At 36.7% G+C, this 16,246-nt stretch carries 12 protein-coding genes and 1 tRNA gene; 2 read left to right on the top strand and 11 right to left on the bottom strand.

What is annotated here, in order from left to right; genetic code table 11:
* Positions 1-28 precede the first annotated feature (28 nt).
* Entirely contained in the window at positions 29-892 is an 864-nt protein-coding gene (locus tag RI845_RS06670) for a class I SAM-dependent methyltransferase (RefSeq protein WP_348388960.1), read from the top strand.
* 42 nt (positions 893-934) lie between these two features.
* On the opposite strand, the gene RI845_RS06665 is transcribed toward RI845_RS06670, so the two are convergent.
* Both RI845_RS06665 and RI845_RS06660 read right to left on the bottom strand, forming a co-directional pair.
* On the bottom strand, positions 935-1,360 hold the full coding sequence (locus RI845_RS06665; protein WP_348388959.1) for a GFA family protein: 426 nt from the start codon (positions 1,358-1,360) through the stop codon (positions 935-937).
* Between the two features lie 39 nt (positions 1,361-1,399).
* On the bottom strand, positions 1,400-1,906 hold the full coding sequence (locus RI845_RS06660) for a GNAT family N-acetyltransferase (RefSeq protein ID WP_348388958.1): 507 nt from the start codon (positions 1,904-1,906) through the stop codon (positions 1,400-1,402).
* 393 nt (positions 1,907-2,299) lie between these two features.
* On the opposite strand from RI845_RS06660, the gene RI845_RS06655 reads away from it, so the two are divergent.
* Entirely contained in the window at positions 2,300-2,995 is a 696-nt protein-coding gene (locus tag RI845_RS06655; RefSeq protein WP_348388957.1) for a response regulator transcription factor, read from the top strand.
* Between the two features lie 111 nt (positions 2,996-3,106).
* Here RI845_RS06655 and RI845_RS06650 read toward each other — a convergent pair whose 3' ends face one another.
* The 9 genes from RI845_RS06650 to RI845_RS06610 all read right to left on the bottom strand — a co-directional run bounded on the left by RI845_RS06650 (position 3,107) and on the right by RI845_RS06610 (position 16,034).
* Positions 3,107-4,279 (bottom strand): EAL domain-containing response regulator, encoded by a 1,173-nt coding sequence (locus tag RI845_RS06650; RefSeq protein WP_348388956.1) that lies wholly within the window; start codon positions 4,277-4,279, stop codon positions 3,107-3,109.
* On the bottom strand, positions 4,276-4,635 hold the full coding sequence (locus tag RI845_RS06645) for a hypothetical protein (protein WP_348388955.1): 360 nt from the start codon (positions 4,633-4,635) through the stop codon (positions 4,276-4,278). The genes RI845_RS06650 and RI845_RS06645 overlap by 4 nt, the downstream gene beginning before the upstream one ends.
* A 128-nt stretch (positions 4,636-4,763) precedes the next feature.
* Positions 4,764-6,437: a GGDEF domain-containing protein gene (locus tag RI845_RS06640; RefSeq protein ID WP_348388954.1), complete on the bottom strand. Its 1,674-nt coding sequence runs from the start codon at positions 6,435-6,437 to the stop codon at positions 4,764-4,766.
* A 30-nt stretch (positions 6,438-6,467) separates the two neighbouring features.
* The gene (locus RI845_RS06635; RefSeq protein ID WP_348388953.1) at positions 6,468-6,890 is read right to left on the bottom strand and encodes a type 2 periplasmic-binding domain-containing protein; all 423 of its coding nucleotides are present in this window, start codon (positions 6,888-6,890) and stop codon (positions 6,468-6,470) included.
* Positions 6,891-6,898: 8 nt separating this feature from the next.
* A complete protein-coding gene (locus RI845_RS06630; RefSeq protein ID WP_348388952.1) occupies positions 6,899-9,193 on the bottom strand; it encodes a TonB-dependent receptor plug domain-containing protein in 2,295 nt (764 codons plus the stop codon).
* Positions 9,194-9,633: 440 nt separating this feature from the next.
* Positions 9,634-9,721 (bottom strand) — tRNA-Ser (locus RI845_RS06625).
* Between the two features lie 504 nt (positions 9,722-10,225).
* On the bottom strand, positions 10,226-11,284 hold the full coding sequence (nadA, locus tag RI845_RS06620; protein ID WP_348388951.1) for a quinolinate synthase NadA: 1,059 nt from the start codon (positions 11,282-11,284) through the stop codon (positions 10,226-10,228).
* A gap of 124 nt (positions 11,285-11,408) precedes the next feature.
* Entirely contained in the window at positions 11,409-13,070 is a 1,662-nt protein-coding gene (locus tag RI845_RS06615; RefSeq protein ID WP_348388950.1) for a GGDEF domain-containing protein, read from the bottom strand.
* Positions 13,071-13,559: 489 nt separating this feature from the next.
* Complete coding sequence (locus tag RI845_RS06610; protein WP_348388949.1) at positions 13,560-16,034, bottom strand: S9 family peptidase; 2,475 nt, start codon at positions 16,032-16,034, stop codon at positions 13,560-13,562.
* Between the last annotated feature and the right edge of the window lie 212 nt (positions 16,035-16,246).

The following is a 16,246-nucleotide window of genomic DNA, read 5'->3' as shown; positions in this document are numbered from 1 at the left end:
TCTTAGCACTTAATAAAAGGTGATATTAATGGCCAACGATGTGGTGATAGAAGCATGGAATACCGTTTTATTTGAGAAATTCAGCCGCTTTAAGTTTCTCTTTGTTGAAGGGTATGCGGCAATTAGTGAACAAGTATTCATACGACATCCACCGCCTAAAGCGGCCAATATGTTGGACGTTGGCTGTGGTTTTGGCGACTGTACCATTCGTATTGCCAAGTTAATTGGAGATAATGGGTTATCTTACGGTGTAGATTGTGCAAGCAATTTTATTAATGAATGCAATAGTGCTGCAGAGCAAGAAAAGCTTAACAACACCCGTTTTTTTGTTGCTGACGTGGAAGCTGACGATTTAGGCGGCCCCTATGATGAAGCCTTTGCCCGCTTTGGTACCATGTTTTTTAATATGCCAAGTTTAGCGATGAAAAATATACGCTCTGCGCTTAAACCTGGAGGGAAGTTTACCCAAGTAGTGTGGCGAAAAAGAGAAGATAACCCTTGGTTACACGACGCAGAGCTTTGTGTTAGAAATATTGTGCCCGTAGTTTCTCATGAAGAAACCAATGCCGTACATTGCGGCCCTGGCCCATTTTCTATGGCTGGACCAGATATGGTCAGTGATATGCTGCAAGCGGTTGGCTTTGAACGTGTACAGTTTGAGCGCTTTGATTCAGAAATATGCATAGGCCGCAATTTACAAGAAGCCATACAGTTTGCCTTGGAAATTGGCCCTGCTGGTGAAATTATTAGGCTTGCTGGGGATGAAGGCCAACGACTTAAAGGGGAAGTTGAACTTGCTTTAGGTGATGTTATAGGAAAGTTTGAGCGACAAGACGGCAGCATTTGGGCACCATCAAGTGCGTGGTTTATTTCTGCTTATAACCCCAGTTAAATACAACGATAGTATTCAATGCTTAACAACTTATTAGACAATTTACTTCTGTTTAAGAATGTCTATAAATGTTGATAATTGTTCAGGCATGGTTTCATCTTGTTTGCATGAGTCAGGCACAACATCCCATGGCGCTTTAGAGTCGCAATAAATATGCATAACAACTTTAGCGTTTACATTTTCCAATAGGCCCATTGGGATCCAGTAAAAATCGGAGTCTCGCAAAGGGTTTGGTACTGGTGATCCACAACATTTACAAAAATGAGAACTAAAGCCTGACCCCTTTTGCCATTTAGTAATTAACTCCTCGCCTGAAAGCCACACAAAGTCTTTTTTAGCAATCATAGTGGCAGTGTTTGACGTCGATCCTCCCTGCTTCTGACAAAGAGTACAATGACACTGATAAAGATGAGGTATTTCCCCCAATAATGAAAAGCTTACTGCTCCACAATTACAAACACCTTTCATTTTATTCTCCTTAGACTCTCATTTAAAAGTTGGAATACATTAAGCAACTACATACCTAAAAGTAGTACATCCTAGTTTAACGGTATTTAATTCTACAAAATTAGGTTGATGTGAAATAGGTTTGAAACCGAACTTTTGTAATACAGCTTTTGAAGCAGGGTTATTATCCAAAACCTGTGCATTGAGAAACTCGATAGAATATAAGTCTATTGCCTTTTTAATTAACTCACCTAGGCAGTAACTGGCGTAACCTTTGCCAATACTAGTTTTTGCAACCCGGTAACCTACTGAACAACTTTTACTTTGAAGGCAGAGATCTTTAAGGTTAGCTCGAGCTATTAATTTTCCTTTATCTATAAGGACGCCAGACCAACTATTATTTAACTTTGCATCTGAAATACACTTAGCGATATGGCTCTGAATACTAGGTAAGGTATAAAAGTCATCGCCTCTTGAAGAAATTAACGATTCAAACCATCCTCTATTATCTAGTTCAAACTGAAATAATAAGTCCAGATGCCTTTCAGATAGTGTTTCAAATTTCACAAGTTAACCTTAGGGCATAATGATCAAGAGCCGGCAACAACTGCTAGCTAAAATAATAGAGTGCGAACACAGCCACTTATTGTGCCCAATTGAATGCAATGTTAGTTATACCTTACATTGGTCATAAACTTAACAAAAAGTACGATTAGTGAAAATATTACACTCTAGGGAATTTCTTGAACCATTATATTTTGAAAATTCACCCTTTCGGGTTATTAAATTTATGTTTATTTCCTGTAAATTTATGTTCGGGGTGATGAATGACAATAAAAATTAAAAAAGTTAAACTTTTTTCTTAATAGTATGCGTAGCTTCAACTAAAAGTTGCTGCACATCACTATGAACAACGGGAATAAATTAAAACTATTCCTGCAGACTTTTTTAGGATTTTAAATGCGCAAGACTGTTTTATTAGTAGAAGATGACTTTATTGTATCAACCATTTTGAAGAAAAGCTTTGAGTCTAAAGGTTGGCTTGTTTACTCAACTTACTCTGGAGAGTTAGTAGAAAGAAGCCTGATAAAATACACGGTTGATTGCATATTATTAGATATTAATTTACCTAAGGTTAATGGTATAGACGTTTGTCAACTCATCAGAAATACGTTTAATGGTGCAATTGTGATGCTCACTGCGAATACTGATATCGATTCAGAAATATCAAGTTTTGATGCTGGTGCTGATGATTTTATTCGTAAAGGGACTAGCTTTGATGTGCTATATTCGCGAATAGTTAGGTTTTTTAGAAAGAGTTCTACTGAATTTAATGATGCTTCGATAATCAAAACAGGAAATTTAACCTGTGATAAACGTAGTTTAAAATGTTTTTACTTTGAACAAGAAATTAATTTAACTAATGACGAATTTGAGTTGCTCTATTTCATGCTAAGTAGAAAAAACAAGTTAATCACTCGCGATGAAATTTTTACCTACCTCAAAGGTTTTCCTTATGATGGAGTTAGTAGAAGTGTCGACATTGTAATTTCAAGGCTCAGAGAAAAACTAGTAAATGCGAAACTACCAGTTGAGTTTATAAAGACAATTCGTGGAAAAGGTTATCAACTTCAAAACGATTTATTAGAAGTCTAACTTTTTAAGTTTTACAGTTTGATGACTATATCATTGTGTCCATAAAAATATTAACAGCGTAATACAGGGGGCAATCTATCGTTCTCTATTGCAATTAGACGGTCGGATTGGTTAATTAAACATGCTGTTTATACTTGCTAATTTTTGTTTTATTTCACCCGCAGGTATCGCTTTAGAATATAAAAAACCTTGTGCAATCGCTATATCCATTTTTTTTATGGACTCAAGTTGTTCAATGTTTTCAATGCCTTCTGCTACACAGGCTAAATTTAAATTACTCGTCATATTAGCCATAGATTCAACGATAGCTCTGGCTTTCTTATTGGTTTTTATCATAGCGATGTGAGATCTATCTAGTTTAAGCTCAGAATAAGGAATATTTAAAAGCTCATTAATACCGCTTCCACCAAAACCAAAGTCATCAATTGCAATCGAAATTGAATGTAGCTTTAGCTCTGTAATATTAGCTAATACGTTTGGTGATAGAGAAGAAGCAGACTCTGTGATTTCAATAGTTAACTTTTGCGCAGGGTAGCCACACTTTTGTAACGCATTTAAGATTCTTTCCGAAAAATCAACTTCCATTAAACTTCTATACTCTACATTTAAAGATAGGTGATATTGTTCTAAGCCATTGGACTTTAACAATTTTATTGAATTCTCTAATATACTTATCGTGTAGTCACTGATCATGTCATATCTAAGTAACTGTTCAATAAATCGGTTGGGAAAGATAACTTCTCCATCCTTAACTAATCGACCCAGAATTTCAAACCCTCTAATTTCACCTGTTTTTATGTAAATTTGTGGCTGAAAATAGGGAATATAAGCATTGTTAATATTTGCTAATACTAATTCTTCTTGTGTTAGCATCACACCTTTGGTCGAGTTTACTGGATTACTAGCAAATCCTTTTAATTTACTTAGTAACCGCTTTAACTCTTCTGCTTTTACAGGCTTTTGTAACACCTTACTATAAGTAGCTCCAATCTGTTTAATAAGCATAGAAATGGAATCGAGGACAGTTTCATCTAATGCACTTATGACAATAATGCCTAGGATATTATCAAACCTTTGTATTTCTCTAATTAACGTTATTCCGGATTGATTTGGTAGATTAATGTCTGAAAAAATAACTACTTGCTCTTTTTTGAGCATAGCCAATTCAAAAATGCAATCGTCTACATTTGAAAATGCACTAACCTCACCATCACAATTACTTGCAATCATGTCATGTAAGATTTTTCGCTGAAAATCATCTACCTCGATGATAAATATTTTCATTTAAATACCTTGGATGGCGTTAAAATTTCTAGCTGAATTTTATCTATCAAAATAGACATTGTACTTTGCAGCTCTGTGTGACGAGCCCCAAATGTGCTAAGTCCACCACTGTCGAGTTCAAATTCCATTCTTTTAATTTTGTTGACTAGTTCCGGTAAATGTAAATAAGCAATGCACCCTTTTAGTTGGTGCAACACTTTAGAGTATAAATAATAATCTAAGTGTTTATGATACCCCTCTAGCTCAGCCATTACTTGAATTGCGTGAGGACAAAACATGTGCGCCAGGTCAGATAGGGCTTCTTCTTCTCCATCGTATAAATTTTTTAATTCCTTCAAACTAATATTTAATTTCATATATAACCCCTAAGTTTTTCAATTTAATTTTAGCTCAATTATTTAATAGCTATAGCTTTTTAACGAAAACACCGAATAAACATTTTATTTATAACCCTATTTGGTTATTCAAAATGAAAAATTATAATTTATCCCCCTGACTTGATAACACTTACAGTCGAGTCAGTGAGTTTAATCTTTATTTGTTTTCGGCCATTTTCTTTAGCTTCGAAAAGGTATTTGTCACTACTTTTATAGGCAGAGTCGAATGAATCGACTTGAGGATCCCAATAAACAGCCCCACCGCTTAATGAAATTCCTTCTTGGTTAAAGCTCAGTAACCTATCGGCAACACTTTTTGCAGTTTTTTCGTAATCGCTCTCTTTCACTTGTACAAGGACTAAAAATTCCTCCCCACCAAGTCTAATAATTCGATCGTTCCTTTCTAGGCGGACAGAATTTCGGAAGTGTTCTGCAACATGTTTTAAAATTAGATCTCCAAAGTGATGACCGAATTGATCGTTAACTGTTTTAAAGTGATCTAAATCTACAATTATGACTAAATATCCCTGAGTGGCATTATCGATAACTTCATTTAACTCTGTTCTATTTGGCAGTTGTGTTAATGGGTCAATTTTGTAGATGGATTTATATTTTTCTAATTCTTGTTGTGTCGAGTTATTCTCTACTATAAATAAATTCCCTTGCTTTTGTTGCTCACGGGTAAAAGAACTAGAAACAATATTGAATTTAAAAACATCGCGACACGATTGAAAGTTTAGGTAATGGGCATCTAGCATTGACTCAACAGGTTTAAGTTGTTGATCATAAAAGTGCATTGTCATGTCGTTAAAATCAATGTGTTCAAGCCCATGATGGTGCGACTTCTCTGGAACGATGGTTTTATCTGAAATTGCCAAATGTGCATAACCAGAGCTATTCAAGACTTTAAAAAAATCAGACTTCTCTTTAAATACATAAACAACTTTATTAACAATAAAATAAATGAGTGCTGCGAAAAGAAAAAGCAGTGGCAACAACCAAGCGAAAACCGTAAATATCAAACTTGGTTGTGAAAATCCCAATTTCAAATCGTTTATAAAGCCATTATATAAGTGGTTTTTTGGAAACTTTAAATCAAAAACTTCAGTTAATGGGCCAAAGAATACAGACTCCTGTGCAAATAACAGTTTGTTATGGACTAATACTTTAGACTTTACATCCGCCACAAGCGGGAGAAACTGTTTATGTTCAATGACTTGGTAAATTTCATTGTTAAACTGAGTTGAGGTTAAATTATGAGTGGCGATTATCCAACTCACTTTTGAGTCTTCAGTAATGCTTTCTTCAAACAATAATTCAGGATCATGTATCTCTACATATAAAGAGAGATCGTCAAAAGGCAAGTAAGCCTGTTTTTGCAGAACTGATATGTCAACAATTGCATCACATAGCTGGCGAATTACTAACTTGCCACTAAGTGGCATTGATTGATAGAGAGCTACAGGTAACGTTGAATATTCAACGCTATCTGTATCACCGTAGTTCACTAGAATCTGACAATTACTATAGCTTGAGTGCTCTAATAATTTATGTATTTCTTCATAATTATCTGAATCGGAATCAACTCCACCAACAAAGCCATATCGATTTAATGAATGTTCAAAAGTAATATTGGCAAGAGCGTCAAAAATTGATAACCGTTTGATAATATCATTTCCGGTTCCTACTAAATTATGTTTTTCTATTTCGATAATAAAAGACGTTAAAACAAACGTAATTAGCAAAATTCGAACGATAATTTTAGATTTTAAATGTTTCATGGTAGTCATTATATAAATAGTTAATTTCGTTTAGTTGATTTTGACTGTTAATACAACTTTTACAGAGTCATCAACCATCTCATATGGCAAATAGGAAATAATATTTGGGTTTTTGGCAACTAAGTTCTTAGCTATCTCAAAACTATTAATATTTTGTGGCATGATAATACCTCGGGTAAAATATACTTTCGCCCAGTAGGACTTCAGCTGATTGTTAGTTAAATTCAATATTTTTTTATTGAATAATGTGCGTTCTTTTTTAGTCACGTTAATCGGAATAATGTACTCTCCATCAGGTCCTTTTAAGATTTTTCCCAAAAATATTTTCTTAATCATGTCTGCTGAGTACTGATTAGGGTTATTCTTATTAGTAATAACAGCTAATTCCGAGGCGTATATTGGAGTTGTAATCACCGCTATAATTACAACCATCATAAATTTTAAAATTCTCATAATGGTTCCTATAAAGAGTAATCGAATGTTAGAAAGTAATTACGTCCAGCATGTGATGTAGCTGATTGCAATCCATATTGAAAACCATACTGTTGATTATAAATAGCATCATTGCTTAACTTGTCTTTACTCGAATTAAACAAATTGTTTATTCCCATTGAAAGCACAATATCGTCAGTTACTTCTATAGAATAACTGGCTGAGGTTAATATTTTCTCTCCCCAGTGGTATGTTTCACTATTCGGGTAGATAACGTCGTAACTGCCTATATAGTTGCTCCTTAAAGTCAACTGACTTTCCGCAAATATCATTCCAATACTCACAACTGCATTTTGTTGTGGTTGGCTGCTTTCTAAATCAATAGTGTTTAAGTCTGAAAATAATAATTCATCAGGTATTGCAGTATTCGCTGAGCTAATGTCCATTACTTTATTTTTATGGTAGTGGTAAGATAAATCGATTTTAACTTGTCCGTAATTGTCAGTATTGAACAACCAATAGTTAATCCAATCAATGCCATAGGTCTTGCTGTATACAGAGTTGGTAAATACCCTTACCGAATTTCGTGTATCATCGAAGGGCTCAGACAAATAGTAATTGTAGGTAATGGGATTAGACAGAGTGATGCGATCTTTCACTTGGTTATAAAAAAAATCGAACGTACTCGACCATAATTCCCCAGTGTAAATAACCCCCATTGACACTTGCTCAGACTTTTCAGCCTTTAAATCTAATCCTAACGCAGTATGCAGTTCAGAGTCAGAACTGATCATTTCATGCTGAGATAGAGTAAAACCATCACTCGTGTAGCTGTTGGTTTCGCTGAAATAGCGTTGTTGCATACTTGGCATGCGAAACCCTGTGCTAACAGCTCCCCTGAGTGAAATGTTTTGATCAATTCGATAAAGAGTGGATAAGTCATAAACCCAGGCATGATCAAAATTAAAATAATTTGTATATCGAAATCCTAAATCAATTTCCAGCTGTTCTGAAATAGGTTGATTAAATAATACAAAAAGTTCACCACTTTCGGTTTTTTTGCTAACTGAATTATCTTCGGAAAAGCCCGGAAAGGAAACGAAGCCAGGTGTTAACATAGAACATAGACCAAATCCAACGTCAGGCTCCTCTCCGTCATTTTTATAATCTTCTCGACAATAAGACTTTAGTTCATAGCTCACTTCAGTCCCTGAAGTTTGGCCAAACCACTCTCTTGTTAAGGTCATGCCTAAGTTGAAGTTTGTGCTATAAGTTGAGACTGTTGAAGGTAAACTTCCTTGGATGTTGCCACTTAAGGTTAATTTCTTAAGCTCTAAATTGCCGATATCACCGGACGTAGGGCTAGTTGGACCATAAGAATTATTTAATGTATTGCTGGCATTACGGTCGGTCTTATTACTTGACAAACTCAAACTTAAATCTGTCTCGTATTCAGACCAGTTAAATAGATAGCCCAAGGTTAAATGTGAGTCAGATACTTTTAAATCAAGTTTAGGTTGAAAGCCATTTGGATATAATTCTTGCCAGTTTTTTTCATTATTTTCACTGTGGTACACCGCGAATGCAGAACCATTGGTTTCAGAGTATCCGCCAAAGCTATAAAAGTTACTGCCATTGTCGAACCTACTGTTATGGTTAAACCACAATTTACTCATATCAAAAGGAACTTGTCCTGTTTGGTTGAGTTGTTTTAAAGAGCTCAATCCATCTTCAGTACCAATCTTGGCGCTTCGATTAAAGCCATTGTTATTTTGTAATTCTAGAAATAGTTGGATTTCGTGAGTATTCGAATTTACTAAGAGTAAGTTGGCACTAATTAAACTTGCTTCACCATCACCTTTATCCGTTACTGCAGCAACAGCGTAAGCATTAGATGGCTCATAAGATTTAAGCACTACATTAATTACGCCTGCGATAGCACCAGAACCAAACTGGGCAGAGGCTCCATCCCTGATCACTTCAACATAATCAATTGACTGTAGTGGTATAGCAGTTAAATCATAACCAGAAAAGCCTGGGTTGAAACTGGTCGGCGAAGTCGTAATCACACTTTGTGTATGAAAAGGCTTACCGTTTACAAGAAGGAGCATTTGATCGGTGCCCATGCCTCGAAGAGTCGACGGACGGATTAAATCTTGCTCTAGACCAAGGGTACTGTAGTTGTAATTGAATGCAGGTACCAATTCATTAAGAGCTTCAGGCAAAGACATTTTACCTGTGGCCAATAAATCTTCATTTGCAATTATATCAATAGCTTTATGGCTACCTACAATAGAGCGTTGATTTAAAGTACTACCAATCATAGGCTCTTCATTAAAATTTTCTTTCGCAGACAGCTCCTGAACTAGGCTACAAAGAAAAAAGCATAGAGCTATACAGCTGTGATAGTGTGAAGTTATTGGTTTCATAAAAGTGCAATTGAGTTTATTTTGTACAATTGCGTAGAATTTATCACATTGAGATAACACTTTTTTACACTTAACGTTTCGCCAGTGTAACAAGGGAGCGAAATAAATCACGAGAAGGTAGTTTCGAAGAGATTAAATAAACAATTAATTTATGCCAACTTCGAAGTGAAATCTGATTAAGGTGTAGTTACTTATTAAAAGTAAAGTATTGCTGGTTTGGAAATCATCGCTTAAATCTAAATTAACCGATGCATTCTTTTTTGGAAGTGCCAGAGATAAAATGACGCTTTATGACATGGATATCATATATGCCGACATCACATGGATGTGAAAAATGGCGGTGACGGAGAGATTCGAACTCTCGAAAGGTTGCCCTTTACACACTTTCCAGGCGTGCTCCTTCAGCCACTCGGACACGTCACCTATGTTTTTCTATTGGTTACTTGCCTGAAAGCACGCCTTGGCGTGTTAATTCACCTTGGCAGCCACTCGGACACGTTACCTATATTTTTCTATTGGCTTCTTGTCTGAAAGCACGCCTTGGCGTGTTAATTCACCTTGGCAGCCACTCGGACACGTTACCTATATTTTTCTATTGGCTTCTTGTCTGAAAGCACGCCTTGGCGTGTTAATTCACCTTGGCAGCCACTCGGACACGTCACCTATATTTTCTATTGGCTTCTTGTCTGAAAGCACACCTTGGCGTGTTAATTCACCTTGGCAGCCACTCGGACACGTCACCTAATTTTGGGAAGTAACAGAAAAAGTCCTGTTACTAAAAATCTGATTATGGATTCCGGCCTTCGCAGGAATGACGAGATAATGGCTTATCTCGATGAGCGCGTATGTTATGGAATTATCAGCACATACGCAAGTACAAATAGTTGTTTGTTTTACTATTTGTACTTTTTATCCGCAATATGATTTTTAAGTATTGTTAGCTTGAGCAAGTTTTAAACTTGCAGAGAAATCTAGCATACGGCCAAGTGACTTTAATGCACCTTCACGTAGGTCATTATCAACAAAAATTTCTCGACCTTCGCCATCTATTAATGAGTCATGAATTGCTTTCAAGCCGTTCATGGCCATCCAAGGACAATGGGCACAGCTTCTGCAGGTGGCGCCTTCGCCAGCAGTAGGAGCTTCAAAAAATTCTTTGTCTGGACAAAGCTGTTGCATCTTGTAGAAAATACCGCGGTCGGTGGCAACAATAAACTTTTTGTTTGGCATTTCTTGCGCTGCTTTTATAAGTTGGCTGGTTGAGCCAACCGAGTCAGCAAGGGCTACTACGTCTAAAGGTGACTCAGGATGAACTAATACAGCGGCATCTGGATGTAACGCTTTCATGTCACTTAATGCTTTAGTTTTAAATTCATCATGCACAATACAAGCACCATCCCACATGATCATGTCTGCATCAGTTTGTTTTTTGATATAGGCGCCTAAGTGCTTATCTGGCCCCCAAAGTATTTTCTTACCTTGATCATCTAAATGCTCTACGATTTCCAGTGCACAACTTGATGTTACTATCCAATCGGCTCTGGCTTTAACTGCTGTAGAAGTATTGGCATAAACAACCACCGTGCGTTCAGGGTGTTGGTCACAATACTTATTGAACTCTTCTATTGGGCAACCTAAATCTAACGAGCATGTTGCTTCTAAGGTTGGCATTAGCACAGTTTTATGTGGTGTTAACACTTTAGCCGTTTCGCCCATAAACTTAACTCCAGCAACAATTAATGTTGTCGCAGGGTGTTCCTTACCAAAACGAGCCATTTCTAGAGAGTCAGCAACACAGCCACCAGTTTCTTCAGCCAATGCTTGAATTTCTGGGTCGGTATAATAATGGGCAACAAGTACCGCATTTTTGTCGATTAATAGCTGTTTAATTTTCGCTTTATAATCAGCTTTATCAGCATCAGTTAATGGCGCTGGTTTGGCCGGAAAAGTATAATCAAAATCGACAGCTAAGGTTGTTTCTAACATCTCTCTAGAACCCAGTAAAAAATATACATTTAAAAGTGACGGCCATTATAAGAGATTGTCAGCAAAATGTGTAGAACTGTTGTTACTATTCAGATCAGGCTAATTGCAGAATCTGAATAGTAAATTAATTACCATTCGCAATGCTACTCAATTCAACAGGATTGCTCTCGCACTTGTTTTTATTATCACTATATTCCTGAACATCAACTGAGTATCGATCACGGCCATCGGCTTTTGCTTTGTATAAACAAGAATCCGCATGCTTGTATAAATCAAAAGCAGTGTCAGCATCATCAGGAAAGCTGCTAACACCTATAGAGATAGATAACTTCCCTAATGACTGGCCACGATGTTTAAGGTGCAGTTTTCGAACTAACGAGCACAATTTATCAGCAAGTAATGCCGCATCTTCTTTACTTGTTTCAGGCAATAAAATAGCAATTTCTTCACCACCTACGCGGCAAACGCTATTTTCTTTACGGGTATTTTTATCGAGCAAAGTGGCAATTTCTTTCAAGACATAGTCGCCTGCGTCATGGCCAAAATTATCGTTAAACCGTTTAAAGTGATCAAAATCTACCATAAGTAATGATAATGACTTGCCATGACGGTTGGCCCGACTTATCTCAAGTTCAAGGTGCTCATCAAGGAAGCGACGATTGAACAAGCCTGTTAACGGGTCCTTTAATGCTTGCGAACGCAACTGATATTGCAACTTCAAATTCGCCATTGCTAAGCCTAAATGTTCAACCACCGACTTTACTAATATCATTTTATCGTCTGATAATTTTCCCTGAATATCAAAATGAACTACTCCAATGGTATTACCATGAGCAGATAAAGGAATACAGAGCATTTGTTCTTGTTCTTCGGCGGTATGTTCACAACGTATGGTAATGTCACTCTCTGTGGTTAAATGATAATGTCCTTTACGTAACGACCAGCATTCTGACGGGGCGAATGGTACTTGTGTATTACTATCTTTTAACCAATGAATTTTAGGCTCAACGAGGTTTCTCGAGTCTTTAATAATGGATAATGAACCGCTCACCTCACCGATAATTTTTGGTACCAAATTAGTAATGATTTTTTCAGCTTCGTCAAATGATTTACAGGCAGCTAAATAATTTGCTAATTGGTTTAGTAATTCAAATTCACGGTTTTTACCCAACAATATTTTTTCGTAACTTTTTTGGCGTTCCATCAGATGAATACGCGTTCGCTTATTTAAATTAAAACTAACTATTGCTACGAGTATTATTGTTGCCAGAATTAGTATACCAAGTAACAAGAGAACTCGTTGTTCAACCGTTTTGATACTCGCAAGCGGTGTTGCTAGCCTGATAACGTATGTGCCATTGGCTAATACTGCTTTTTTGGCAACATAGAGCATTTCAATTTGTAGCGCTTCACTAAAATGCATTGCTGAACCTTGTCCATGCTTTATCGCTTGTAAAAATTCTGGTTCATGAGCATGACTATGCATTTGTTCTACGGTTTTATGGCTAGAGTCTGCTTTTACCACACCATTGATGTCAATAATGGTTAATCGTTGATCATTTTTATTAAACGATTGACTTAACACATAGTTTTGCAACATTTGTGGCTCATTGTTTAGTAACTCATCATAATTATTGGCTTCTAATGACTCAAGTTGCGCTGTAAGACTGTTTTTAATTACGTCACTGGTAATTTCATGCAACGATGAAGTAAAGAATGGGAATGCGAATGAAAACAATAGCAACACTGCAATTAGTGGCATATAAAATAGTTTGTTATTACTCATTGACTGTAGCCCTTAGCTTAAACGACATGTAGATTGAATTAAATAATGTACAATTCAACAAAATTATTACCATCTTAAGCGATAACATTCTGTTACATACCTCAGTTTCGTAACGGGAGTGTAACGTTGGGTTGGTAAGGGATATAAAATCATTAGGTTGCAAACTTAAAGTCGCTTTAAACATGGGCACTTGAAAGTGGTCCATGGCATTTCTGCATATAACTCTTCCTTGAAGTTACAAATCTATTGCCGTTTTCAACATGGAAGTTGTATATGCCGTGAACGCATGGATGCGTAGGAACGGCCCATGGCGATTTGCATTCCATGCATTTTCAGCATGGATGCTGTATATGCAATTATTGCATGGACGCTTAAATAATTGTCCCTGAAGTAAACAGAAAGTACGCCATCCATGGCATTTCTGCATATAGCTCTTCCTTGAGCAAAAAAAAAGGCGCCATATTGGCGCCTTTAATTAATACTTACTGTTTATAAATTGTTTTCAAACAACTTAAATATTCTACGATATTCATCTAACCAACTGCTTGGTTGCACAAAACCGTGTGGCTCTACCGGGTAGATTGCCGTTTCAAAGTCTTGCTTTTCAAGCTCAATTAAACGTTGTACTAAACGCACAGAATCTTGGAAGAACACGTTGTCATCAACCATAGGCGCATTAATTAATAATGGCTTTTGTAACCCTTCAGCAAAATAAATTGGTGAGCTGCGCTCATAAGCAATTTTATCATCTTCTGGCGTATTCAAAATGTTCGATGTATAACCGTGGTTATATGAAGTCCAATCAGATACTAAACGTAGTGCCGAACCTGCTTGGAACACTTCTGGCTCTGTAAACATGCTCATTAGCGTTAAGAAGCCACCATAAGAGCCGCCATAAACACCCACACGTTCTTTATCAACATTGGCATTTTCAACTAACCAATTAACACCATCAAGCATGTCTTCAACTTCTGGCTTACCCATGTGACGATAAATAGCAGTACGCCAATCACGACCGTAACCTTTCGATGCACGGTAATCCATATCGATTACAGTGTAGCCTTTTTGCACAAGCATTGAATGGAACATAAATTCACGGAAATACCCAGACCAGCCTAAGTGTGAGTTTTGTAAATAACCGGCGCCATGCACAAACATTACAGCTTTACCTTGAACCGCAGCACTTGCGCCTTCGGTCGGTGCTGGTTGGTAAACTCGAGAGAAAATACCTTGTTCAGTATTTGATGATGGTACTTCTACAACAGTAGGTGCTGTCCAAGGCATTGCCAAGAATTCATCCGTTACCGTATGTGTTATACGTATTGCTTCTGCATCAGCTTTTATGTCTTGTACATAAAGCTCTGGAGGCATCGTAGTTGTTGAGTGTTCAATTAATAATTTAGTTTCATCAGGAGATAATGAAAAACTGTTGTTACCACCTAAATCAGTAACCGCAGTAACAGTCGCATTATCAACTGTTACGTTATAAATTTCATAAATACCAGGATGAGATTTATTTGCTTGAAAATAAAAGCTGTCTTCATCAGCAGTTTTGGTTAATTGACGAACTTCATAATTACCAGAGGTAAGTGCTTTCGCTTTGCCATCTACTGGTTTTACGTACAAATGACCGTAACCTGACTCTTCTGATAAATAGTAAAGCGTTTCACTTTCATCGAACCAACCGTAGTCGTTAAAATCCCAGTTGATCCACGCATCATCGTGTAAGCGATGTTGGTTAACAAACTTCTTATTGTCAAAGTCAATAGTCGCAAGCCAACGATCTTTGTTATCCCAAGCTTCCATCATAATGGCTACTTGATTTGAATCTTTGTGCCATTGGATGCTGTTGTACATTAAATGAATGTTACGTGGTGATTTTTCAGATTTATATTCTTTGCCTTCACGTTTAAAGTTTTCAGCTTTAACCGAAGCTAATACATCTTCATCATATCCAGGTAAAGACTCATAACCTAATAAGTATTGTGCATCGTTAACTAAATCTAGTAAATACACGTCTTCTTTATATTGACGATTATCTGATACACGACGACGAACTTTTTGTGGGTCAATGGTTGCTTCGCTAGTGATGTAATTAGGCATGATATCGCCTGCATTACTCCACGACTCAGATTTAGCAACACTTACAACCATCATTTGTGCATTTGGTGATAATTTCGCCTGAACTACTTTTTTACCTTCGCCAAAATAAAATACTGATGTAGCAATAGTGTCATTTTCACTGCGCAGCTTATTTTTTTCATCTGCTTTTAAACCAGCGTTGCGTTTTTGTAACGCTACATAGCTGATGAGTTTTTCTTGTTCTTTGGCAATATAAGTTTGCTCAGCTTTTTTACCGCCAGGAGTGTTAGTCATTTGCAAATTCGCAAGCTCACGAACCTGGTTGTTTTTAACATCGTGCGCATAAAATACATTACCAACACGGTAACTGATACGGCCATCGCTTAAAAACATAGCCTGGCTTTCAACGGCTGAAGTGTACGTCAGTTGGCTAACAGTTTGGTTGGCAAGGTCTTTTAAGAATACATTGCCTTTAAAGGTATATAGCTCGTGCTTACCATCAACGCTAAGAACTGCACCATCATCGGCAACAACATGCATATTGCTATAAGCGACTTTATCGCCATTGCCTTCTGCATTGATTGATTTCTTAAATAAATCTTTAACAGGATTACCTAAACGTTTTTGTTTGTAAAAAACCGTTTGGTTATCATCGCCCCAGTACCAAGACGATGGCGAGCGTGCAATCCAATCAGGATCTGACATTACTTTTTCAAGAGTAATAATATGGTTTGAGTCAGGAGATTTAACCGCTTCACCTTTTACTGGGGCAGTCAGATCTACATTGTTAGCAACATTATTGCTGTTTTGTGGTGCGTTATCATTTGCAGCACAAGCTGTTAAAAACACACTTACAGAGGCTACTATTAATGGATATTTCATAGTTTAAAATACATATAAATTTTTAAGTGCTGCCATTAAAGCAAATAATTAGTCTACAGATCAATCGTTAATGGTGACGAAAAGTTACATTTTATGTAATCTTTTGTAACACCTGTACAATTATTAACCGCACATCACGCGTTAATTCTGCTATAATCCGCCAACTTATTTTCTGGTTGAAAATAAAACCAATGTAAACGCTACTAAAGGTC

The sequence above is a fragment of the Thalassotalea nanhaiensis genome, from assembly GCF_031583575.1.
Lineage (GTDB): Bacteria > Pseudomonadota > Gammaproteobacteria > Enterobacterales > Alteromonadaceae > Thalassotalea_A > Thalassotalea_A nanhaiensis.
This window is presented reverse-complemented; position numbering and strand designations above follow the sequence as displayed.